We start from the raw sequence: 21,214 nt of genomic DNA on the forward strand, positions 1-21,214 counted from the left end.
CATGGCCCGTTATGTGCTGAGTGACGAAGAGAAGAAGGGCGTGGCGTCCCTCGCCGACGCGTTCCTCGCCGCGCACCCCGTGTGGGAGCCGATGGAGTACGCGGACGCGATACGCGTCGAGGCCGAGCGGCTCCCCGTCGGCGTCCGGCAGTTCCTCGTCTCCGCCCGAGCCGCCGAGGAGGCGGTGATCGCGGTGGCCAACCTCCCCGTCGACGAGAACCTCGTTCCGACGCCCCCGAGTTGGCAGATCGCCGAGAAGGAGGGCGCCGCGATCCGCGAGGAGCTGGTCCTGCTCCTCATCGCCTCGGTGCTCGGTGACCCGTTCGCCTGGACCAGCCAGCAGAACGGGCGCCTCGTCCACGACGTCTGCCCCTCCAAGGGGCAGGAGGCCTCGCTGACCAGCGCCAGCAGCGAGCAGCAGCTGACCCTGCACACCGAGGACGTCTTCCACACCTGCCGCGGCGACTACGTCGCCCTGATGTGCCTGCGCAACCCCGACGGCGTGGGCACGACCGTCGCCGCGGTCGACGCGGTGGAGATCGCGGAGCCGCTGCGCGAGGTGCTGCACCAGGACCGGTTCCGGTTCTTCCCGGACGACTCGCACGAGGTCGTGCCCCACCACAGCGCGGAGCACCCGTCCGCGCTGGAGGAGCGGCCGCACGAGGTGGCGTCGGTGCTCTTCGGTCCGCAGGACTCGCCGTACCTGCGGATCGACGCGGACTTCACCAGCCCGCTGGCGGGTGACGTGGAGGCCGAGCGCGCCATGAAGGAGGCCGCCGAGCAGCTGGCCGCCGCCGCCGAGCGGGTCGTGCTCAGCCCGGGCGAGGCCGCGTTCATCGACAACTACCGCGTCATCCACGGCCGGGACACCTTCACCCCGCGCTACGACGGCACGGACCGGTGGCTCAAGCGCACGAGCATGGTGCGCGACCTGCGCCGTACCTACGTCCACACCAAGTCGCGCTCGCGGCTGCTCGCCTGATGGCGGTGGTACAGGAGCCGCCGGTCACGGTCGAGGGGCGCGGCGGCGGCCGCGGGTTCACCCTCCTGTGGATCAGCCAGGCGTTCAGCGAGTTCGCGTACAGCACCTCCCTCATCGTGCTGCCGCTGCTCGTCCTCGCGCTCACCGGCTCGCCCTCCCAGGCGGGGATCATCGGCTTCGTCGACGCGGCGGCCATGCTCCTGGCGGGGCTGCCCGCCGGGGCCGTCGCCGACCGGTACGACCGGCGGGCGGTGATGCTCTGGTGCGAGGCCGCGCTGGTCGCCGTCTTCGCCACCCTCGCCCTCCTGCTCTGGGCGGGGGAGGCCTCCCTGCTCGCGCTCGTGGCGCTCGCGCTGGTCAACGGCGCGGCGACGGCCATGATGACGGCCGCGGGCGAGGCGATGATCCCGAGCCTGGTGCCGGCGGCGAAGCTCTCGCAAGCGGTCGCCATGAACTCGGCGCGGACGTACGCGGGCCAGCTCGCCGGCACCTCCGCGGGCGGCTTCCTGCTGGCCCTGAAGAACGCCTTCCCCTTCGTGGCGGGCTGCGCCGCGCACCTGGCCGGGCTGGTCCTGCTGCTGTTCATGCCGAGTCGGCCGGCCGCGACGGCGGCCGGGCCGCCCGGAGCCGCCGGGGAAGCGGACACGGCCGGCTCCGGCCCGGCCGCCGGCGGCCGGCGGGACCTGCTGGAAGGGATCCGCTGGATCGCCCGCCACCCGTTCCTGCGGCTCGCGCTCTGCTACGCCACGGCGACGAACCTCTTCTTCGGCGCCATCTACTTCATCGTCATCGCCTCCGCGCAGAGCAGCGGCATGAACGCCGGGCTCATCGGCCTCATGGCGGGCCTGCTCGGCGTCGGCGGCCTGCTGGGCGCGCTCGCGGCGCCCCTGCTCATGCGGATGCTGACCGGTCCGCGGCCCATCCACCTGGTGCTGTGGCTGTTCGCGTCGCTCACCGTCGCCATCGCGGTGCTCCCCGGCGGCTACACGCCCGGGATCCTGCTGGGCGCGATCGCGTTCGCCGCGCCCACGGCCAGCGCGTGTTTCCAGACGTACCTGCTGATGCTCACCCCCGACAGCCACCGCGGGCGCGCCATCAGCGTCGCGGGGATCTGCAGCGGCGCCGGGGGTGCGATCGCCCCGCTCGGCGGCGGCGTGCTCCTCGACGTCGCGGGCCGGTCCGCGGGACTGCTGGCGTGCGCCGCCGCGATGGCCGCGATCGCCCTGTCGGCCGTACTGAGCCCGGCGATGCGCAGGGGCCCCGCGTAAAGGGCCCCCGCCCGACGATCCCCGCCTCCACCCTCCTCCTGACGAAAGACGGGCACGGACACCCCACCATGACCACCACCCCCCTCTCCAGCCCCTCCACCCCCTCTCGCTCCGCCCTCGACCTGGCGGACCCGGACCTCTACACGAGCGAAGACCGCTTCGCGATGTGGCGCGAGTACGTCGCCACCGACGCCGTGGTCTGGAGCGAACCGGGCATTTCCCCGAGCGGATTCTGGTCCGTCTTCTCGCACAAGGACGTCTCCGCCGTCCTTTCCCCGAAGGCGCCCTTCACCTCCGAACACGGCATGATGATCGGCTTCGACGCGGAGCATTCCGACAACTCCGGCGGCCGGATGCTCGTCGTCAGCGAAGGCAGCTGGCATTCGCTTCTCAAGCGGCTGATCGGCCCTTTCCTTTCCCGGTTGCGGGCCCCCGAACTCGAATCGGTGCTGCGCCGTGAAGTCACGGAGATCATCGAGCGCCTGAAGGCCGAGGACATCACCGATATCGCCCTGGAAGTGGGGCCCCGGCTGCCCGCCGCGATCGTGTGCGAGGTCATCGGCGTACCCGTCGCGGAGCGCGAGCAGCTCATCGAGTTGACACATCACGCCTTCGGCGGGGAAGACAGTTCCTTCGACAAGATGACCCCGGCCGAGGCGCACACGGAGATCCTCTTCTACTTCCACGAGCTCATCGAACGGCGCCGGAAGGAGCCCGGGAACGACCTCGTGAGCGCGCTCCTGGCGGACGGCCGGCTGAGCACCGAGGACGTCCTGATCAACTGCGACAACGTCCTGATCGGCGGCAACGAGACGACCCGGCACTCGATCACCGGCGCCTTCCACGTCGCCGAGCGGTTCCCCGGCACCCTGGACGCCCTGCACGCCGATCCCGGGCAGACCGACCGGGCCGTGGAAGAGCTGGTCCGCTGGACCTCCCCGGCCGCGCACGTCCTGCGGGTGGCCACGGAGGACTGCGAGATCGGCGGCCGCGCGGTCCGGCGGGGCCAGCCCGTGGTGGCCTGGCTGTCCGCGGCCAACCGCGACGAGCGGCTCTTCCCGGACCCGCACACCTTCCTGCCGGACCGTTCCCCCAACCGTCACCTGGGCTTCGGCACGGGTCCGCACCACTGCCTGGGCGCGGCCCTGGCCCGGGTCGAGCTGAAGGAACTGCTGCGCCAACTGGCCACCGAGGCGCGGGGCGTGCGGCTGCGCGGCGAGGTGCGCTGGATGCGGTCGAACCTGGTGCAGGGCTACAGCGGCCTGCCCGTGTCGGTGGACTGGCGCTGACCCCGGAGTGGCGCGGGCCGTTCCCGGCTGTTTATGATCAAGAGGACCTTTCCGGGGGGAGCGTCGCTTTGCTGGAACTGCGCCTCAATGTCGAGGATTTGGCCCGTATTCATGTCGTCAGTACGCTCGGCGTCGCATTCGAGACGCATTTCGCCTGGAGCCGGCTGGCCGAGCAGCAGCGCGACGGATTAGCCGAATGGCGCCGGACCACCCGGCACCGGATGCGCCGCACGTCCACCGTGCATTCGGCGCTGGAACCGCCGCTTTCGCTGCTGGAAACCCTGACGTCACCGGTGCCGCGGGAGGGGGACCTGTTCCACGCCACCGCCGTGGAACCCTTCTGGGACCGCATATCGCGCGCCCTGAAGGCGGAACGGGACGCGTGCGGGCGGGCCATGCTGGCCGGCGGGATGGAGCACGTGCTCAACAGCCTGCACCACGCGATCCGTTGGACGTCGCCGGTGCTGCGCGTCGCCAACTCCCGGGCGCCCCGCACGGCCGACCTCGCGGGGCGCGGAATGACCATCGTGCCCTCGCTCTTCGCCCCGCAGCCCTTCCTCATCGACGCCCACATGGGCTGGCAGGGCCTGCCCATCCTGGTCTACAACATCACGCCGGACCCGGAGTCGGCCACCGCCATGTGGCAGGGCCAGGAAGGCGAATCAGCCCTGCGCGACCTGCTCGGCCGCACCCGGGCCGACGTGCTGGCCACCCTGCAGAAGGCCCGTTCCACCGGGGAGATAGCGGACCGGCTCCAGATCTCCAGCCCCTCGGCCAGCAAGCACATCACCGTCCTGCGCCGGGCCGGTTTCGTGACCACCGAACGCAGACGGAACTGCTCCGTCCACACCCTCACCCCGTTGGGTGAGGCCATCCTCGGCTGACGAATCGAGCCCCCATGCCCTACCTGGTCCGCCACACCGCACCGGCCGCCCCCACGGTGCGCCTGGTGTGCTTCCCGCACGCGGGCGGCGGCGCGAGCTACTTCCGCGGCTGGTCCCGGCACCTGTCCCCGTCCGTCGAGCTGCTGGCGGTCCAGTACCCCGGCCGGGAGAGCCGCTTCACGGAACCGCTGGTCGGGGAGCTGGCCCCGCTCGCGGCGGGCGCCCACCGCGAGCTGCTGGCCGAACCGCCGCTCCCCACCGTGCTGTTCGGCCACAGCATGGGCGCCATGGTGGCCTACGAGACCCTCCTGCTCCTGGAGGCGTCCGGCGCCGCGCACGTCACCCGGCTCTGCGCCTCGGGCCGCGCCCTGGACGCGCCCCCGGTCGGCGCGGGCGAGACCACGGACGCCGAACTGATCGCCTCGGTCAAGGCCCTCGGCGGGACCAACGCGCAGGTCTGGGACGACCCGGAGCTGAGCGGGCTGCTGCTCCCGATCATCCGCAACGACTACCGCCTCATCGACACCTACCGCCGCGCCCCCGGCACTCCGCCCCTGCGAGCGGAGGTCCTCGCCCTCTCGGGCGACGCGGACCCCCGGATCACCCCGGAGCAGGCCGCCCTCTGGGCGACGGCCACCACCGGCCCCTTCTCCGCCCGGGTCTTCGAGGGCGGCCACTTCTACCTGACGGAGCACGCCGCCGACGTGGCCCGGCTCGCGGTGGCCGGCCTCCCGGGCGCCTTGCACGGGTAGGCCGCGCTGTGGCGGGGTCAGCCCCCGTACAGCGCGCGGGCGTGGCCGAGGTCGACGGGCCGGCCCTCGTCCAGGCGCAGGAAATGGCCCAGCTGCCACTCCTGCGCCCGGTCGGCCTGCCGGTTGGCGGTGCTCACCCACGGCGGGTAGACCCGGAAGGCCCGTTTGCCGCCGACCCCGTCCACCGCGAGGACGCCGTGGCGCCGGAGCACGTCCAGGGGGAAGACGAACTGCCCGAAGTGCCGCCCGTCGCGGGTGCTGACCACGAAGAGGTCGATGCCGTCCGCCGCGTCGAACGGCTGGATGGGACCACCCGGGGCGGCCCGCTTCCACACGGTGACGAACTGGCCCGCCTTGGTCGGCGTCACCCTGGCCGCCCGGAACCGCACGGACCGCCCGTCGAGCGTGAACGCGTGCGCGGCGTAGGCGGCACTCTCGGCCTCGGCCACCGGCCGCGAGCAGCGGAACCCGCAGGGGTCGTAGACCAGCTCCTTGGCCGCCAGCAGCTCCTCGTGCGGCGCGTCGGCGCCGGTCAGGGGCCAGGGGGCCGGGTCAGCGGCGCGGTCCGTGCGGTGTGCAGTCATCCGCCCACCCTGTCACGGACGTGCCCCCCGGTAGACGTACCCGGAGGCAGCGGTCTCGCGGACCGTCACCGAGGACAGCGGCAGCGCTGCGCTCAGCCGGTCCCAGATCCACCGCGCGAGCACCTCGCTGGTGGGGTTCTCCAGGCCGGGCACCTCGTTGAGGTAGCGGTGGTCCAGCTCCTCGCGCAGCGGCTGCAACGCCGCCTCGATCTCGCTGAAGTCCCCCACCCAGCCGCGCTCACCGGGCACCTCGCCGCTGACCGTGACGTCCACGCGGTACGAATGCCCGTGCAACCGGGCGCACGTGTGGTCCTCGGCCACCAGAGGGAGCCGGTGCGCCGCCTCGAAGGTGAACTCGCGGACCATTTCCATCTGTCGGATCCCCAGCTGCTCGTGGCGAAGACGCGTGCCGAGAGCGCCTTCCGGCGCCCTCGCCCCTGCCCCACCAGCGTGTGCCGTGCGCCTAACGGGCCCCTAACGATCCGCTAGTGGCGGGTCGTAAGCCGAAATAGCGGACCAGAACGGGTATTTGGGGAGCGCATGCGAAAGGGCGGGGTGGGCGTCACCGCGGTGACGCCCACCCCGCCCACTGGCCGCCCGTGCCCGGCGGGTCAGCCCCTCGCGTGCTGGGAGAGGGTGGCCGCCAGGAGGTGGGAATCCAGCAGGGAGACGTCCGCCGTCCGGTCCGCCCGCGCGTAACCGGACAGCATCCGCTTGGTCAGGACGAGCGCCTCGGGCGCGCGCCGGACGAGGGGCCTGATCCAGGCGTCGACCACCCGGTCCAGCTGGTCCAGCGGGGCCGAGCGGTGGAGCAGGCCGATGCGGTGGGCCGTGTCGGCGTCGAAGACGTCGCAGGTGAGCATGAGCTCGCGGATCCGGGAGGCCCCGGCCTCGGAGACCAGGCGTCCCATGGCCCCGCCCCATGCCGGGGGCAGCCCGATGCCGACCTCCGGCATGCGGAAGCGGCTGGTGTCGGCGCCGGCGCGCAGATCGCAGAAGGAGGCGAGGGCGAGACCGGCGCCGACGACCCGCCCGTGCAGCCGGGCGATGGTGACCGCATGGGTGCTCTCCAGCGCCTGGCAGAGCCGGTGGGCCTTGTCCGCGATGCGCCGCAGCCCCGCGCCGGACGGATCGGCGGCCAGCGCCTGCTCGTACTCGCCCCGGTCGGCACCCAGGCAGAAGTCCGTGCCGAGCGACGACAGCGTCAGGACCCGGACGTCGGGCCGCTCGTGGAGACCGTCGAGCAGGGCGGTGAGGTCGTCGAGGACCGCGACGTCCAGCGTGTCGTCCTGCCCCCAGGGGTTGAGCAGGACGTGCAGGACGGGACCGTCCTGTTCGGTGCGGATCGCCTTGGGGGAGGGGAGGGCGTGCGCGGGGGCGTATCCGGGAGCGTGCGCCGGGCCGGGGGTCGGTGCGGTCATGCGAGGGCCACGTCCAGGTTCAGCAGGCGCCGGAAGGCCACGCGGGGCGCCATCGACGGGGGGCGTACGAGGGTGAGCCGCGGCAGGCGCCGGAGCACCTGGCGCAGCAGCGTCTGCGCTTCGAGGCGGGCCAGCGGCGCGCCGAGGCAGTAGTGGACGCCCCCGCTGAAGGCGAGGTGGTCAGGGGTGCGAGCGGGGTCGAACCGGTCGGGGTCGCGGTGCCGGGCGGGGTCCCGGTGGGCCGCTCCGACCATGAGGTGGACCATCTCGTCGCGGCGGATCTCGATGCCCCCCAGCACGCAGTCCTGCGAGGCGACCCGGCTGATCACGTGGGTGGGCGGGTCGTAGCGGAGGGTCTCCTCCACGAAGCCGGTGACCAGGTCCGGGTTGTCGGCGACCAGGTTCCAGCGTTCCGGGCTCTCGACGAGCCGCAGGATCATCGCAGACAGCAGGGTCGCGGTGGTCTCCAGGGCGGCCAGGACGACGAACAGCACGAGGAAGTACACCGCCTCGTCGGCCTGGTCCCGGTCCGGCTCGATCGCGTCCCACGCCTGGATCCACCGGGTGACGGGGCCTTCACCGGGGTGGGAGCGCCGCTCCCGCACCAGCTCCATGAAGTACGTGCGCAGTTCGGCCGTCGCCGCGTCGGACAGCGCCAGTTGACTGGCGGACGGCAGCAACTCCTGCGTGAACACCTGGTCGTGGGTCAACTGCCGCAGCCGCGGCCAGTCGGCCCGCGGCAGCCCGAGCCACTCCCCGATCGTGGCCACCGGCAGCTCCTCGCAGACGAGCTCCGAGAAGTCCGCCTCGCCGGTGCGTATTCGCTCCGTGAAGGTGTCGAGCAGTTGATCCGTGGTCCGGTGCACCGAGCGGCCGATCCGCTCCACCGTGCCCCGGTCGAAGGTGCCCGCCGCGCGTCTCACCCGGGTGTGGTCCGGGGTGTTGAGCGCCGCGAGCGTGTGGCTCATCTCCCGCGAGGACGGCGCGTTCCAGCGCGTCCCTGCCCCTTGCCGTTCCCGCCAGTCCCGGTCGGGCTCCAGCCACTGCCGACTGCGCAGCACCTGGTCGCACGCGGCGAAGCCCGGTACGGCGAAGCCGCCCCAGGGGGCCGGCACCACCTCGCCGCGCGCGAGCAGCTCGGCGTAGACCGGAAAGGGGTCGGCCTGCCCCCTGGCTGTCCGCAGGCGGGAGAAGAGTGAGGCGGACGCCCGGCGGTCGTGCGACGGAGTTGTGGCAACCCCCATATGGCGGCTCCTTTCTGAGAACCAGCCGCCATGCATACCCACATGATCGTTAAAGCATCCACTACCACTGAGTACTCAAGGGGTTACCAGCATCACATCTGCCTCACTCGCCCCTGGTCCAGGCCAGGAAGCGGCTGAACAGGCCGCCCTTGGGCTGCGGAGCGGCGCTGCCGCCCGTACGGGAGGGCCCGGCGCCGGGGGCCGCGGAGGCGGTCTTCTGCTGCGGGAGCGCCTGGCCCGCGTTCGAGCCGCCCGGCCCGGCCGCCGGGGACACGGCCCGCGGGGTGAAGCGGATCGGGAGGGTGACCAGCGAGCGGCTCCACGGGCTCGGCGCCCAGGTGAGCGCCTTGAACGGGACGCGCAGCTCGACGTCGAGCAGCTGGTTGAGCAGCGCCTCGACGGCCGTCACGGCGATCATGAAGGCCGGGTCCTTGGCCGGGCAGGCGTGCGGGCCCGCGCCGAACGCCAAGTGCGCCTTGGCGCTGAGCTGTTCGCGGTGCTCGGTCAGCTTCGGGTCGGTGTTCGCCGCGGCGAAGGAGATGAGGACCGGGTCGTTGGTCCGCAGTACCCGGCCGCCGAGCTCCACGTCGTGCGTCGGGTAGTGGGCCGCGTAGTTGGCGATGGGCGCGTAGTTCCAGAGCGTCTGGGACACTGCGTCCTCGACCGGCAGGCCCACCTGCCAGTCCTCGCCGAGGTAGAGGGCGCTGCTGGTCCCGATGGCCGCGGTCAGCGGCGCGGTGCCGCCGGAGAGCAGGGTGACCAGCTGGTGCAGCACCTCCTCGTCGGTCAGCTGGGCCGGGTGCTCCATCAGGCGCGTCGTGAGGTCGTCCGTGGGCCGCCTGCGCTTGAGCGCGATCAGTTCGGTGAGCGCCCCGCCGAGCACCTCGTCGGCCCCGGGCGTCCCCTCGAAGATGCCGCTGATCCCGGCGATCACGCGGTCGCCGATCTCGGGCGGGCAGCCGAACAGGTTGCTGAACACCAGCAGCGGCAACGGCTGTGCGTACTCCGCCATGAGCTCCGCCTGGCCGCGGATGTCGGTGCTGAACTGGCTGATCAGGTACTGGGCCGACTGCTGCGTCTGGCGGATGAGCTGGTGCTCGTTGACCGTGGCGAGACTGTCGGTGACGGCCCGGCGCAGGCGGGCGTGCGCCGCGCCGTCGCTGAAGAGCGCGTTGGGCCGGTAGCCCATCATCGGCAGGGCCGGGCTGTCGGCGGGGACGCGCCCCTCGTTCAGCGCGTTCCAGCGCCGGGAGTCGCGCACGAAGGAGCCGGGGTTCTGCAGGACGAACAGGGCGGCGTCGTAGCTCGTGACGAGTTCCACCTGGACGTCGGGAGCGATGTCCACCGGCGCGCTGAGGCCGAACGCGCGCAGCTGCGCGTAGTGGCCGTCGGGGTCGGCTCCGAACGGGGGCCCGTACATCTGGACGTTCCCGTGCGCGGGGCAGCCGGGAGGTATCTCCTGCGGGTCGAGGGGCTGTTGCATTCCTGCGCTCCTAGCCGAGTTGGGACATGAGGTGTTTCACGAGGGTGATGAGGGCCTGCGCCGAGGAGTTCTCGTCCCGTACGTCGCACTCCACGACCGGGGTGTCGGCGGTGAGGTTCAGGGCCTCGTGCACCTCGTCGAGCGGGTAGTGCGTGGTGCCCTCGAAGTGGTTCACGGCGATGGCGTACGTCAGCCCGAAGCGTTCGACGAGGTCCAGCACGGGGAAGGACTCGTGCAGCCGCTCGGGGTCGACGAGGACGAGCGCCCCCAGTGCGCCGCGGGAGAGCTCCTCCCACATCTCCTTGAAGCGCTCCTGGCCGGGCGTGCCGAAGAGGTAGAGCACCAGGGTGTCGCTGAGCGTGAGCCGGCCGAAGTCCATGGCGACCGTGGTCGTCTTCTTGTCGGGCGTGCCCGACAGGTCGTCGAAGCCCACGCTGGCCTCGGTGATCTCTTCCTCGGTCCGCAGGGGCTCGATCTCGGACAGACTGCCGATGCAGGTGGTCTTGCCGACCCCGAAGTGTCCCACTATGAGGATCTTCACCGCATGGGAGACATCTGGATCCAGGTACACGCGTTACGCTCCGAATCGATTCTTCAGGCCCTCGAGCACGGCACTGACCAGTTCTCTGTCGACCCGTTCGGCACGCGGTATCGGCGACCTCGCGAGGATGAGGCGGTCCGCCTCCAGCTGCGCCAGCAGGATGCGGACGACGCCCAGCGGCAGGTGCGTGTGTCCCGCCACCTCGGCCACGGACAGGAAGCCGTCGGCGACCAGGTCCAGGACCTGCCCGGCCTCCGGTGAGAGCGTGCGCGCCGCCGCGGCCTGATCGCTCTCCGGCACCGCCGTGACCAGCGTCGTGTGCTCGTACTCGTGGTCCGGGGGCAGCGCCCGTCCGTTCGTGATCACGAAGAGGGGGACTAACGGCGACGTCAGCTCCAGCTCTTCGTCCTGCTCGAACCCCTCAGACATGACCCGGCCCCTTCCCCGGTGCGGCCGCCGCGGTCAGTCCGGGAACCACCTCGTGCAGGCGCGTGGTGAACTGTTCGATGTCGCAGTCGTGCTCGGCGGCGGCCGCCAGCAGCGCGTCGGGACCGGCGGCCATCAGGAAGATCCAGCCGTGCTGGAACTCGATGACCGTCTGGCGCCACTGCGCGTCCTCCTCCACGCCGGCGAACTGGGAGGTGACCCGGCTGTAGGCGTGGATGCCCGTCATGGCCGCGGAGATCGTGTCCGCGAGGTCGCGGCTCATGCCGCTGGTCGCCCCGCGCGGAAGACCGTCCGATCCCAGCAGCACGGCGTGGCGGGCGCCCTTGACCTCGGACATCACCCGGTCGAGCGCGCCCAGGGCGAACCCGGGGTCACCGGAGCCCTGCTGCCGCGGGGCGTGGCCCCGCCGCCCCCCGGCGTCCTCGGCCCGTACCCGCGGCGGCGAGGTCAGGTTGTTGCCGAGCCGGGCGACCAGCCGGTGCATGCGGAAGGAGATCTGCTGCATGTCCACGTCGGGCGCGGCCGCGGCGGCGAGGTAGGAGCCCTGCCCCGCCCCGATCAGGAAGCTCCAGCCGTGCGAGAACTCGATGATGGTCTGGTTCCACTGCCGCTCCTCCTCCGGTCCGGCGAAGTGGGCCGTCGCCCGGCTGAGGGACTGCATCCCGGCCATGGCCGCGGAGATGGTGCGCACGTCCTTCTCGGCCAGGCCCTCCGTGGCACCGCGCGGGAGGCCGTCCGCGGACAGCAGGACGGCGTGCCGTGCGCGGGGCACGTTGTGCACGATGTCCTCGAGCATCCACGACAGGTCTGCGCTCATGCCTCTTCGGGCCCTTCGAACGAGGTGGCGTCAAGGTTGCGGCCGGAGAGCGTGCCGCGCTGGAACGCCCCCAGGCTGCGCCCGGAAGCGCGCCCCGTCTCCCCGGCGGCCCGGGGGGCCGGCGGCGCGGCGTCGGGATCGGGCACGCTCGCGATGGGGGCCTGGCGCGCGCCGCGCTTGGGCAGCCCGTGCATCGTGCGCGACGTCGCGCTCGGGGGCCGGCTCTCGGGGGCCCGCCGGATCTCGCTGACGGGGGCCTCCTGGGCGGGTGCGATCTCCTCCATGGTCCACAGCTCCTCGGGCAAGAGCACGACGGCCCGGACGCCGCCGTACCGGGAGACCCCGGTCACGTCGACCCGGAAGCCGTGCTGACGCGCGATGAGGCCGATGACCGGGAAGCCGAACTTCGGCTGCGTCCCGAGCTGCGACAACCGGGGGGCGACGTCACCGGAGAGCAGCGCGGTCGCCCGCTGGCGCTCCTCGTCGTTCATGCTGACACCGGCGTCGTCGATGACGATGCACAGGTTGTTCTGCACCCGCTGAAACGTTACTTCGATGGGCGCGTCGTGCTGCGAGAAGCTGGCGGCGTTGTCCAGCAGCTCCGCCACGGCGAGGGCGACGGGCGCGACCGCCGACGCCTTCAGGGCGAGACTGGTCTGCTGCATGATGGCGACCCGGTGGAAGTTGCGGATCTGCCCCTGGGCGCTGCGCACCACGTCGTAGACGCTGGCGGGCCTGTTGCGGCGGCCGAGCGGCGCACCGCACATGACGGCGATGCCCTGCGCCTTGCGCGCCATCTGGGCGTTGGCGTGGTTGACGTCCAGCAGATCGCCGAGGACGCCGTGGCCGCCGTACTTGCGCTGGATGCCGTCCAGAAGCGTCGTCTGCTCGGCGGCGAGGCTCTGCAGCAGGCTGGCGGCGCCCTTGAGGACCGCCTTGGTGTTCTCCTCCGCCGCTTCCTTCGCCTCGCGGAGCGTGGCGTCCTGCTCGCCGCGGAACCTCTGGAGCTCGGCGTGCGTGGCGTGCAGATGGGCGTCCGCCGCGAGCAACTGGCGGCGCAGCTCGGCCTCGGTGTGCTCCTTCTTCGCCCCCAGCGCTCTGTTGCGGGCGACGAGTGCCCCGACCGCGACAACGGCTATCGCCGCCACCGCAACCAAGCACCACACAAGTGCGTCTCGATTCATGGAAACCTTTCCCGGCGCATGGCATGCGGACGGCTGCAGATACACCTCGCGAGGCCCCGCAACACAGCTGACCGGCAGGTTCGCCCGCCGTCGAGCGCGAAACGCGCCGCCGGTCACACATCGGCATCTGCGTCAAAATGGATCAAGATCACAGATGTCGGGATGCTATCACCGGATCTTCATCCCCCCGGACCCCCGCCGACCCCGCACCCACGCCCAACCCACGTACCCCGGAGGCGGGTTGACATGCCCATTCAGCCCCCCACCAGCCACCCCCCACCCCACCCGGCACCGAACCGTTAAGCAGTTCTTCACGAGAGCGGCGGCAATCCCTCACATCACCTGATCTCCCGTCAACCGGAAGGGGAGCGCAGCTGTTCGGCCGCCCGCGCCGCGGATCCGTCGAGGCGGCGCCCCCGGGGCCGTTTCCTGCGGCTGTTCAGGTGGACCAGCGATACCCCGGCGCGGGCCGGTCGTTGAGCCGGGCGTTCCTTACCCTGCATTCGTGCGACTAGAGAGACCTGTGATGATCAACAAGATTCTGGCCACCGCCGCCGCGACCGCGTCCATCCTCGGAGCGGGTGCCGCGGTGGCCGCGCCGGCCATGGCCATCGGCAACGACAACGGGATCAACACCGTCAACGGCAACGGTGCCTCCCAGGTCTACGGCAACCAGAAGACCACCGGCGACAAGAGCCCGCAGCTCAGCCTGGTCCAGGGCACCCTGAACAAGCCCTGCATCGGTCTGCCGGCCAAGGTCAACGCCCAGTCGCTGGTCGCGATCATCGCCAACATCGGCGTCCAGGACGTCAACGTCCTGTCCAACCCGATGAACCAGCAGTGCACCGAGAACTCCACCCAGGCCAAGGGCGACGAGTCCCTCTCGCACATCCTGGACAACATCCCGGTCCTGTCCGGCAACCTGTCCAGCGGCAGCTGATCCGGCCCCATCCGACGGGGCCGGGGTGCCGGACGCCTGCACGAGCGCGCCGGCACCCCGGCCCGGCCCTCCGCCCGGGGGCCCGCCGCCTCGCCGGCCACGGCCGGCGTCAGACCTTCCGGCGGGCCGCGAGGTAGAGCGTGGCGGTCAGCGCCGCGGCCTCGTCCTGCGTGGCCCCCGGGCCACCGGTCTTGGTCTGCGCCAGCTGGAAGACGTTGGCGCCGCCCACGGTGGAGTAGTCGGACCACGCGCAGACCGGGATCCGGTAGTCCGCGTCGGCGCTCTTCGAGGCCCCGGCGTCCTTGGCGTGGACGACCTGCACGTCCTGGCACTTCATCAGCGCGCCTTCGAAGCCCACGGGCTTGACGACCCTCGCCTGCCCGACGCGCCGCATCTCGATTCCGGGCCTCTTCCCGTCGCCTTTGGGGCCCTTGTCGCCCACGCCGGCGAGGTAACGGTCGACCGCCGCGGCCGGATCGGTGATCTCGCCGTACAGACCGTCGAAGACGAGCCGCCTGCCACCGGTCTTCGACGGATCGGCGGGGTCCGTGCTGGGCGCGTTGTACACGGCCGACACGGCACGGGCGTTCTTCACCCCGAGGGCGTCGGCCTCCTTCTTCTGCTGGGCGTTCAGCTCACCGGGCGCAGGGCCCGACTTCGACTTCGTGTACGCGTCGACCGCGTCGGGGGCGACGAGCACGTAGCCCCGGGTCCCGGCGGACACCGCGCTGTTGTCCGTGCTGCTGCCGTCACCGTCGTGGTCGCCGCCCAGCGCGACGTACGCGCCGCCGGCGATCACCGCGAGGGCGACGACCGCGCCCGTGACGACCACGCCGGTCCTCTTCCGCTTCTTCGGCGCCGGCTCCGGCGACCCGAAGCCGGCGGGGGGTCCGAAGCCGGCGGGGGGTCCGAAGCCCTGCGGTGGACCAAACCCCTGCGGGGGACCAAAGCTCTGCGGCGGCCCGAAGCGACCCACGGCGCCGTCGTTCGGGTCCGGATGGTGGTGGCTCATGTGCGCTGTCCCCTCTCCGTTCGAACTGGACGTCCCGATGGTGGAGGGGCCGGCCGACCGGCTGACAGGCCACGCCACCGGCCATTTGCGAGCGGCCATGAGTGACCGGCAGAGCGGCCCGGCAGCGCGGCCCCGCGGGCCGGACCGGGACCGCGCCCTGCCAGGGCGATCGCTCGAAGGGCGACGTGGCGGCGCAGGGAGCGCAGCGGTGTTCGGTCAGGGCGGTGGGCCCCGTCAACACCGTTCTGCCGTCATTCACCTCTGGGGGACGCCGATTGCTTTCCGGCGATCAGTCGGTGCCACCATGCCTGCGCACACAGTCGGCACAGCGGCGAAGCCGTCGGACAGCATGGCAGGTAGCAACGTGACGCCTCAGGTGGTCGACCAGAAGGCTCTCCCCACGCGGCAGCGGCCGGAGCCCGGAGCCGAAAGCACGCAGCCGGCCCCGTCGGCCCCGCCGGCCCCCGAGCGGACCGACGCCGAACTCCTCATCGCGGCCTCGGTCCTGCTCGCGGACGCGGCCCTCACGGCGAAGCAGGCGGGGGCGGAACTCACGGGAGCGCTGAGCAGTTGGCGCTTCGGGCTGGAGGCCCTGCGGCGCCCGGCCTGGGCGCTCGGCGCGGCGCCGAGCAGACCGTACGCGCCGCCCTCGCGGACGCGGGCCTCGGCCCCCGGGACATCGACCACGTCAACGCGCACGGCACCGCGACCCGGCAGAACGACGGCATCGAAGCCGCGCTCATCCGCCGCGTCTTCCCCCACGGGCCGCCCGTCACCTCGGCCAAGGGCGCGCTCGGCCACACCCTGGGCGCCGCGGGCATCATCGAGGCGGCCCGGACCGTCCTCGCCCTGACGCAGGACACGGTCCCACCCACGGCGGGCCTCACGGACCCGGACCCCGCCATGGACCCCGCCATGGACATCGACCTCGTCGGCGGCCGCGCCCGCACCCACAAGTCCGAGGCCGCGGTCAGCCACTCCTTCGGCTTCGGCGGCCACAATGCGGTGGCGGTCCTGACCCGCGCCTGACCGCCCGCCCCGGCCCGCGCCCGGCCCCGCCCGGCCCCCGGAGCCGCCGGGCCCGGCGCGCCGGCACCGGTCGCCCCTCAGCCGTGCGAGGGACGGCCGGTGCCGTGGCGCGCTCGATGCGTCCGGTGCCCGTCAGACCTGGGGCGGCCGACCGCCTTGTCCCTGGTCCCCGCCGAGCTGCTGCTTGAGCTTCTCCTGCGCGGTGTCCACCTGGGAGCTGTACTTCCCCTGGGACTTCTCGTCGACGAAGTCGCCGGCCTTGTCGATGCCCTTGCCCGCCTGGTCCTCGTGGCCCTTCAGCATCTGCTTGAGTTTGTCCATCACGGACATAGCCGTTCTCCTTTGGGTCGGTTGCCCTGCACCGAGGATCTCCCGTTCCCCCGCGGTCCGCATCCCGACTCGCGCAGGCGTTCGAATCGCGTGCGCGCACGTCCGCCATGCGGGTGAGCGGCGGACATGCGCCGACGGTCCTCGACCGGTTGTGCGCTGTCGTGCCAACTCCTGGGCGCAGGAGGTCAACGGGGACGGCCGGGCCGCTCCTAGCGTGGAGGAGTGCCGAGCCGCGGACGCGACCGGGCACGTTACCCATTGCTTCGAGAGGACCCCTCGTGTTCGACATCGCCACGGTGCAGGCCGCCCCCAGCGCGGATCTGCTCACGCCCGACAACTCGGTCATGCTCTTCGTGGACCACCAGCCGCAGATGTTCTTCGGCACCGGCAGCGGCGACCGCGCCGCGATCATCAACAGCACCGTGGGCCTCGCCAAGGCGGCTCGGGCGTTCGACGTGCCGGCCGTCCTGACCACGGTCGCCGCCGAGTCGTTCTCCGGCCCCCTGCTGCCGCAGCTCGCCGAGGTGTTCCCGCAGCACGAGGTCATCGACCGTACGACCATGAACGCCTGGGAGGACGAGGCGCTCGTGGCGGCGGTCAAGGCGACCGGCCGCAAGAAGATCATCCTCGCGGGCCTGTGGACCGAAGTCTGCCTCGTGCTGCCCGCGCTCTCCGCGCTGGAGCAGGGTTACGAGGTGTACGTCGTCTCCGACGCCTCCGGCGGCGTCAGCCCCGCGGCCCACGAGCACGCGCTGCAGCGGATGCTGGCCGCCGGCGCGGTGCCCGTGACCTGGGTGCAGGTCCTGCTGGAGCTGCAGCGCGACTGGGCGCGCCAGGAGACGTACCCCGCCGTCATGGAGATCGTGAAGGCCCACGCGGGCGCGTACGGCCTGGGCGTCGTGTACGCGCAGAGCGTCATCGGCGCGCACGCCGCCGGCTGACCCCCGTGGACACCGGCCTTCTGATCCTGCGCCTGCTGGTGGGACTGCTCGTCGCCGGTCACGGGGTGCAGAAGATCAGCTCGCACCTCGGCGGCAAGGGACTCGACGGCGGCGCCGAGGAGTTCCGCACCGACGGTTTCCGCGGTGGCGCCCTCACCGCCCTCGCGGCGGGCGCCAGCCAGATCGGTTCGGGCCTGCTGCTCGTCGGCGGCCTCCTGACCCCGCTCGCCGCGACCGGCGCCATCGGGGTCATGACGGTCGCGCTCACCGTGAAATGGCGCCACGGGCTCTGGGTGCAGAACGACGGCTACGAGTACCCGCTCGTCCTCATCGGCACCGCCGCCGCGCTCGCCGCCACCGGCCCCGGGGCCTGGTCCCTGGACGCGGCCCTCGGTCTGGCGCCGTACCCGCCGTGGTGGGCCGCCCCGGCGCTCGTGGCCGGCCTCGGCAGCGGGCTCCTCACGCGGCTCGTCCTGCACCGGCCCCCCGCCCCGGCGACCGCCGACCGCTGAGCGCGAACCCCACGGACCGGGCCCGGCCGCCCGCGTACCCCCGACCGGGCGGCCGGGTCCTCCCCACCCTTCCTTCCGAACAGGAGCCCCCCGATGGACACCCTCACGAGCCCGCACGGCGGCGGCCAGCCGCTGCTGCACCAGAAGGGCGCCGAGACCCAGGCGTTCGGCACGCTCAAGCAGCTGCCGATCGGCCTCGGCCACGACACCCGCATGTACGCCTGCCAGCGGCTGAACCGCGTCCTCGCCGACACGCAGATCCTCCACTCCCTCTACAAGAAGCACCACTGGCTCATGCGGGGGGCGACCTTCTACTCGCTCCACCTGATGCTGGACAAGCACGCGGAGGCCCAGCTGGCCATCGTGGACGCGCTGGCCGAGCGGGTGCAGAGCCTCGGCGGCGTCGCCGTCGGCGACCCGCGCCACGTCGCGGAACTGACGGCGATCCCGCGTCCGCCGGACGGCGTCGAGCCGGTGCCCGTCATGCTGTCGCGGCTCCTCGACGCGCACGAGCGGATCCTGATCGACGCCCGGGAGGCGGCCGCCCGGCTCTCCGGGGAAGGCGACGAGGGCAGCGCCGACCTGCTCGTCTCCGATGTCGTGCGCACCGGCGAGGCGCAGGTGTGGTTCCTGGCCGAGCACCTCGTCGACACCCCTCTGGTGCGCAGCTGATGAACGCGCCCTCTCGTCCGTCCCCCGAAGGAGAACCCCTCGTGAAGAACCGTCCGGTCCTCGAACCCGCCGCCCAGGCCTTCGCCGACGCCACCGCCCGGCCGCCGTACCTCTACCAGATCCCCGTCGCCGAAGGCCGAAAAGCCGTGGACGGCGTCCAGAGCGGTGAGGGCGTCCCGCTGCCGGAGGTCGACGAAGAGTGGATCACCGTGCAGGGCGGCCCGACCGGCGACGTCCGCGCCCGGATCGTCCGCCCCCGCGGCGCCACCGGCCCGCTGCCCGTCATCGTCTACCTCCACGGCGCGGGCTGGGTCTTCGGCAACGCCCACACCCACGACCGGCTCGTCCGCGAACTCGCCGTCGGCGCCGGGGCGGCCGTGGTGTTCCCCGAGTACGACCTCTCGCCCGAGGCGCGCTACCCCGTCGCGATCGAGCAGAACTACAGCGTCGCCCAGTGGGTCGCCCGCGAGGGACACCACAAGGACCTCGACGGCACGCGGATCGCCGTCGCGGGCGACTCGGTCGGCGGCAACATGAGCGCCGCCCTCACCCTCATGGCCAAGCAGCGGGGCGACGTCGTGCTCGTCCAGCAGGTCCTCTTCTACCCGGTCACGGACGCGAGCTTCGACACCGGCTCCTACCACGAGTTCGGCGAGGGCTACTTCCTGCGCCGCGACGGCATGCGGTGGTTCTGGGACCAGTACACGGCCTCCGAAGCCGAGCGGGCCCAGATCACCGCCTCCCCGCTGCGCGCCTCGGCCGAGCAGCTCGCCGGCCTGCCGCCGGCCCTGGTCATCACCGCCGAGGCCGACGTCCTGCGCGACGAGGGCGAGGCGTACGCGGCGAAGCTCCGCGCCGCCGGTGTCCCCGTCACCGCCCTGCGCGTCCAGGGCGTCATCCACGACTTCGTGATGCTGAACGCACTGCGCGGGACGCAGGGCGCGGAACTCGCCATCAGTCTCGCCGCCGACACCCTGCGCAAGGCCCTCGCATGACCGCGCCGTCGCCGAGCATGCCGGTGGCGGGGCTCGTCCCCGCCCCGCGCAGGGAGCACGGGCACGCCGACCTCCTCGTCCGCAACGCCAAGGTCTTCACGGGCGACCCCGACCGGCCCGAGGCCCGTGCCGTCGCGATCCGCGACGGCCGGGTCGCGGCCCTCGGCGACGACCACGACCTCGCCCACCTGGTCGGGCCGGGAACGAAGGTCGTCGACGCCCTCGGCCGCCGGGTGATCCCCGGCCTCAACGACTCGCACCTGCACGTCATCCGGGGCGGCCTGAACTACGTCCTGGAGCTGCGCTGGGACGGCGTACGGAGCCTGCGGCACGCCCTCGCCATGCTGCGCGAGCAGGCCGGCCGCACCCCGAAGGGGCAGTGGATCCGGGTGGTGGGCGGCTGGACCGCCGAGCAGTTCGCCGAGCGCAGGATGCCGACCGTGGCCGAGCTGAACGCCGCCGCGCCCGACACCCCGGTCTTCGTCCTGCACCTGTACCAGTCGGCGCTGATGAACCGGGCCGCAGTCCAGGTCGCAGGGTTCACCCGGGAAACCCCCGACCCGCGCGGCGGGCAGATCGTGCGCGGCCGGGACGGCGAACCCACCGGGGTGCTCCTCGCGGCGCCGAGCGCCCTCATCCTGTACTCGACCCTCGCCAAGGCGCCGGCTCTCGACGAGGCCGACAAGCGGACGTCGACGCGCCACTTCCTGCGCGAGTTGAACCGCTTCGGACTGACGTCCGCGGTCGACGCAGCCGGCGGGTTCCAGAACTTCCCGGACAACTACGCCACGGTCGCCGACCTCGCCCGCTCGGGGGAGCTGACCCTCCGGATCGCCTACCACCTCTTTCCGCAGACGGCAGGCCAGGAGCTCGCCGACCTCAAGCGCTGGACCGAGACGGTCAAGCCCGGGGACGGGGACGAATGGCTCCGGCTCAACGGCGCGGGCGAGAACCTGACCTGGGCCGCCGCCGACTTCGAGAACTTCTCCGAACCACGGCCCGAACTCGCCGCCGGCTACGAGAGCGAGTTCGAGAGCGCCGTCCGGCTCCTCCTGGAGAACGGCTGGGGCTTCCGGCTCCACGCGACGTACGACGAGACGATCCGCCGCGACCTGGCCGTCTTCGAGAAGCTCGCCGCCGAAGGGCTCTTCCCGGGCGGCAACCGCTGGCTCTTCGACCACGCGGAGACGGTCTCGGCCGACAGCCTCGACCGGATCGCGGCCCTGGGCGGCGCCCTCTCCGTCCAGAACAGGATGTCCTTCCAGGGCGCGGCGTTCCTCGACCGCTACGGCGCCCGGGCCGCCGCCCACACCCCGCCGGTCCGGGCCATGCTCGACCGGGGGCTGACCGTCGCCGCGGGGACCGACGCCACCCGCGTCTCCTCGTACAACCCCTGGGTCGCGCTCCACTGGCTGGTCACCGGGCGCACCGTCGGCGGCACCGCCCTCTACCCGGCCGGCAACCTGATCGACCGGGCCACCGCCCTCGGCCTCTACACCCGCGGCGGGGCGCAGCTCACCGGCGAACAGGACGTCAAGGGCCTGCTGAAAGAGGGGTGTTACGGCGATTTCGCGATCCTGTCGGCCGACTACCTCACCGTGCCCGAGGACGCCATCCCCGACATCGAGTCCGTCCTCACCGTCGTCGGCGGCCGCATGGTCTACGCGGCCGCCGAGTACGAGGGCCTGGACGAGTCCGTCCCGCCGGTGAGCCCCGCGTGGAGCCCGGTGGCCCACTTCGGCGGCTACCGCAGTGGTGCCCAGCAGGCGCAGGCCGTGGCGGAAGCCGTCGCCGAGTCCGAGCAGCACCGCCGCTGGCGCGTCGCCCGCGGCTCCGTCCACGACGCGGCGCCGTCCTTCGTCGACCCCTGCTTCGCGCACTGAAAGA

23 protein-coding genes are annotated in these 21,214 nt (G+C 72.4%); 12 read left to right on the top strand and 11 right to left on the bottom strand.

The annotated features are described in order from the left end of the window. The first annotated feature begins 1 nt into the window (after window position 1). The 5 genes from AC0693_RS21495 to AC0693_RS21515 all read left to right on the top strand — a co-directional run bounded on the left by AC0693_RS21495 (window position 2) and on the right by AC0693_RS21515 (window position 5,175). A complete protein-coding gene (locus AC0693_RS21495; RefSeq protein ID WP_356414605.1) occupies window positions 2-982 on the top strand; it encodes a TauD/TfdA family dioxygenase in 981 nt (326 codons plus the stop codon). Continuing rightward, a complete protein-coding gene (locus AC0693_RS21500) occupies window positions 982-2,250 on the top strand; it encodes an MFS transporter (protein ID WP_478802576.1) in 1,269 nt (422 codons plus the stop codon). Before AC0693_RS21495 ends, AC0693_RS21500 begins: the two co-directional genes overlap by 1 nt. 68 nt (window positions 2,251-2,318) lie before the next feature. Continuing rightward, entirely contained in the window at window positions 2,319-3,539 is a 1,221-nt protein-coding gene (locus AC0693_RS21505; protein ID WP_478741635.1) for a cytochrome P450, read from the top strand. Window positions 3,540-3,607: 68 nt separating this feature from the next. Then, on the top strand, window positions 3,608-4,423 hold the full coding sequence (locus tag AC0693_RS21510; protein ID WP_478741634.1) for a winged helix-turn-helix domain-containing protein: 816 nt from the start codon (window positions 3,608-3,610) through the stop codon (window positions 4,421-4,423). Between the two features lie 14 nt (window positions 4,424-4,437). Continuing rightward, window positions 4,438-5,175 (top strand): thioesterase II family protein, encoded by a 738-nt coding sequence (locus tag AC0693_RS21515; RefSeq protein WP_478802577.1) that lies wholly within the window; start codon window positions 4,438-4,440, stop codon window positions 5,173-5,175. 17 nt (window positions 5,176-5,192) lie between these two features. Here the strand turns inward: AC0693_RS21515 and AC0693_RS21520 are convergent, their stop codons facing one another. The 9 genes from AC0693_RS21520 to AC0693_RS21560 form a co-directional block, all read right to left on the bottom strand. Further along, window positions 5,193-5,759 (bottom strand): MepB family protein, encoded by a 567-nt coding sequence (locus AC0693_RS21520; protein WP_478802578.1) that lies wholly within the window; start codon window positions 5,757-5,759, stop codon window positions 5,193-5,195. A gap of 12 nt (window positions 5,760-5,771) precedes the next feature. Next, on the bottom strand, window positions 5,772-6,131 hold the full coding sequence (gene queD, locus AC0693_RS21525; protein ID WP_478802579.1) for a 6-carboxytetrahydropterin synthase QueD: 360 nt from the start codon (window positions 6,129-6,131) through the stop codon (window positions 5,772-5,774). Between the two features lie 239 nt (window positions 6,132-6,370). Then, window positions 6,371-7,180, bottom strand: coding sequence for an enoyl-CoA hydratase/isomerase family protein (locus AC0693_RS21530; protein ID WP_356414626.1), 810 nt, complete (start codon window positions 7,178-7,180; stop codon window positions 6,371-6,373). Then, window positions 7,177-8,424 carry a cytochrome P450 gene (locus AC0693_RS21535; RefSeq protein WP_478802580.1) on the bottom strand — a complete coding sequence of 416 codons (1,248 nt, stop codon included), beginning with the start codon at window positions 8,422-8,424 and terminating at the stop codon, window positions 7,177-7,179. Before AC0693_RS21535 ends, AC0693_RS21530 begins: the two co-directional genes overlap by 4 nt. A gap of 103 nt (window positions 8,425-8,527) precedes the next feature. Continuing rightward, the gene (locus AC0693_RS21540) at window positions 8,528-9,907 is read right to left on the bottom strand and encodes a cytochrome P450 family protein (protein WP_356414632.1); all 1,380 of its coding nucleotides are present in this window, start codon (window positions 9,905-9,907) and stop codon (window positions 8,528-8,530) included. Between the two features lie 10 nt (window positions 9,908-9,917). Then, window positions 9,918-10,478 carry a GTP-binding protein gene (locus tag AC0693_RS21545; protein ID WP_356414635.1) on the bottom strand — a complete coding sequence of 187 codons (561 nt, stop codon included), beginning with the start codon at window positions 10,476-10,478 and terminating at the stop codon, window positions 9,918-9,920. A gap of 3 nt (window positions 10,479-10,481) precedes the next feature. Then, window positions 10,482-10,877, bottom strand: a complete 396-nt coding sequence (locus AC0693_RS21550) for a DUF742 domain-containing protein (protein ID WP_469316485.1) — start codon at window positions 10,875-10,877, stop codon at window positions 10,482-10,484. Then, window positions 10,870-11,712 carry a roadblock/LC7 domain-containing protein gene (locus tag AC0693_RS21555; protein ID WP_469316484.1) on the bottom strand — a complete coding sequence of 281 codons (843 nt, stop codon included), beginning with the start codon at window positions 11,710-11,712 and terminating at the stop codon, window positions 10,870-10,872. The genes AC0693_RS21550 and AC0693_RS21555 overlap by 8 nt, the downstream gene beginning before the upstream one ends. Further along, window positions 11,709-12,896: an ATP-binding protein gene (locus AC0693_RS21560; protein ID WP_468472049.1), complete on the bottom strand. Its 1,188-nt coding sequence runs from the start codon at window positions 12,894-12,896 to the stop codon at window positions 11,709-11,711. Before AC0693_RS21560 ends, AC0693_RS21555 begins: the two co-directional genes overlap by 4 nt. A gap of 526 nt (window positions 12,897-13,422) precedes the next feature. Between AC0693_RS21560 and AC0693_RS21565 the strand changes: the two genes are divergently transcribed. Next, the gene (locus AC0693_RS21565; protein ID WP_356414646.1) at window positions 13,423-13,836 is read left to right on the top strand and encodes a rodlin; all 414 of its coding nucleotides are present in this window, start codon (window positions 13,423-13,425) and stop codon (window positions 13,834-13,836) included. Between the two features lie 109 nt (window positions 13,837-13,945). Here the strand turns inward: AC0693_RS21565 and AC0693_RS21570 are convergent, their stop codons facing one another. After that, a complete protein-coding gene (locus tag AC0693_RS21570) occupies window positions 13,946-14,668 on the bottom strand; it encodes a hypothetical protein (RefSeq protein ID WP_478802581.1) in 723 nt (240 codons plus the stop codon). A 750-nt stretch (window positions 14,669-15,418) separates the two neighbouring features. Between AC0693_RS21570 and AC0693_RS21575 the strand changes: the two genes are divergently transcribed. Continuing rightward, window positions 15,419-15,877 carry a hypothetical protein gene (locus tag AC0693_RS21575; protein WP_478802582.1) on the top strand — a complete coding sequence of 153 codons (459 nt, stop codon included), beginning with the start codon at window positions 15,419-15,421 and terminating at the stop codon, window positions 15,875-15,877. Between the two features lie 132 nt (window positions 15,878-16,009). Here the strand turns inward: AC0693_RS21575 and AC0693_RS21580 are convergent, their stop codons facing one another. Beyond that, window positions 16,010-16,207, bottom strand: coding sequence for an antitoxin (locus AC0693_RS21580; RefSeq protein WP_356414655.1), 198 nt, complete (start codon window positions 16,205-16,207; stop codon window positions 16,010-16,012). A gap of 278 nt (window positions 16,208-16,485) precedes the next feature. Here AC0693_RS21580 and AC0693_RS21585 point away from each other — a divergent pair, with 278 nt between their 5' ends. The 5 genes from AC0693_RS21585 (at window position 16,486) to AC0693_RS21605 (ending at window position 21,210) form a co-directional block, all read left to right on the top strand. Then, window positions 16,486-17,148: a hydrolase gene (locus AC0693_RS21585; RefSeq protein WP_469338773.1), complete on the top strand. Its 663-nt coding sequence runs from the start codon at window positions 16,486-16,488 to the stop codon at window positions 17,146-17,148. A 5-nt stretch (window positions 17,149-17,153) separates the two neighbouring features. Beyond that, window positions 17,154-17,660, top strand: coding sequence for a DoxX family membrane protein (locus AC0693_RS21590; protein ID WP_478802583.1), 507 nt, complete (start codon window positions 17,154-17,156; stop codon window positions 17,658-17,660). Between the two features lie 93 nt (window positions 17,661-17,753). Next, window positions 17,754-18,332 carry a Dps family protein gene (locus AC0693_RS21595; protein ID WP_469338770.1) on the top strand — a complete coding sequence of 193 codons (579 nt, stop codon included), beginning with the start codon at window positions 17,754-17,756 and terminating at the stop codon, window positions 18,330-18,332. Window positions 18,333-18,373: 41 nt separating this feature from the next. Continuing rightward, window positions 18,374-19,327, top strand: a complete 954-nt coding sequence (locus AC0693_RS21600; protein WP_478802584.1) for an alpha/beta hydrolase — start codon at window positions 18,374-18,376, stop codon at window positions 19,325-19,327. Beyond that, window positions 19,324-21,210, top strand: a complete 1,887-nt coding sequence (locus AC0693_RS21605; RefSeq protein ID WP_478802585.1) for an amidohydrolase — start codon at window positions 19,324-19,326, stop codon at window positions 21,208-21,210. The genes AC0693_RS21600 and AC0693_RS21605 overlap by 4 nt, the downstream gene beginning before the upstream one ends. Window positions 21,211-21,214 lie beyond the last annotated feature (4 nt).

It is taken from the genome of Streptomyces sp. NPDC043876 (assembly GCF_056435825.1).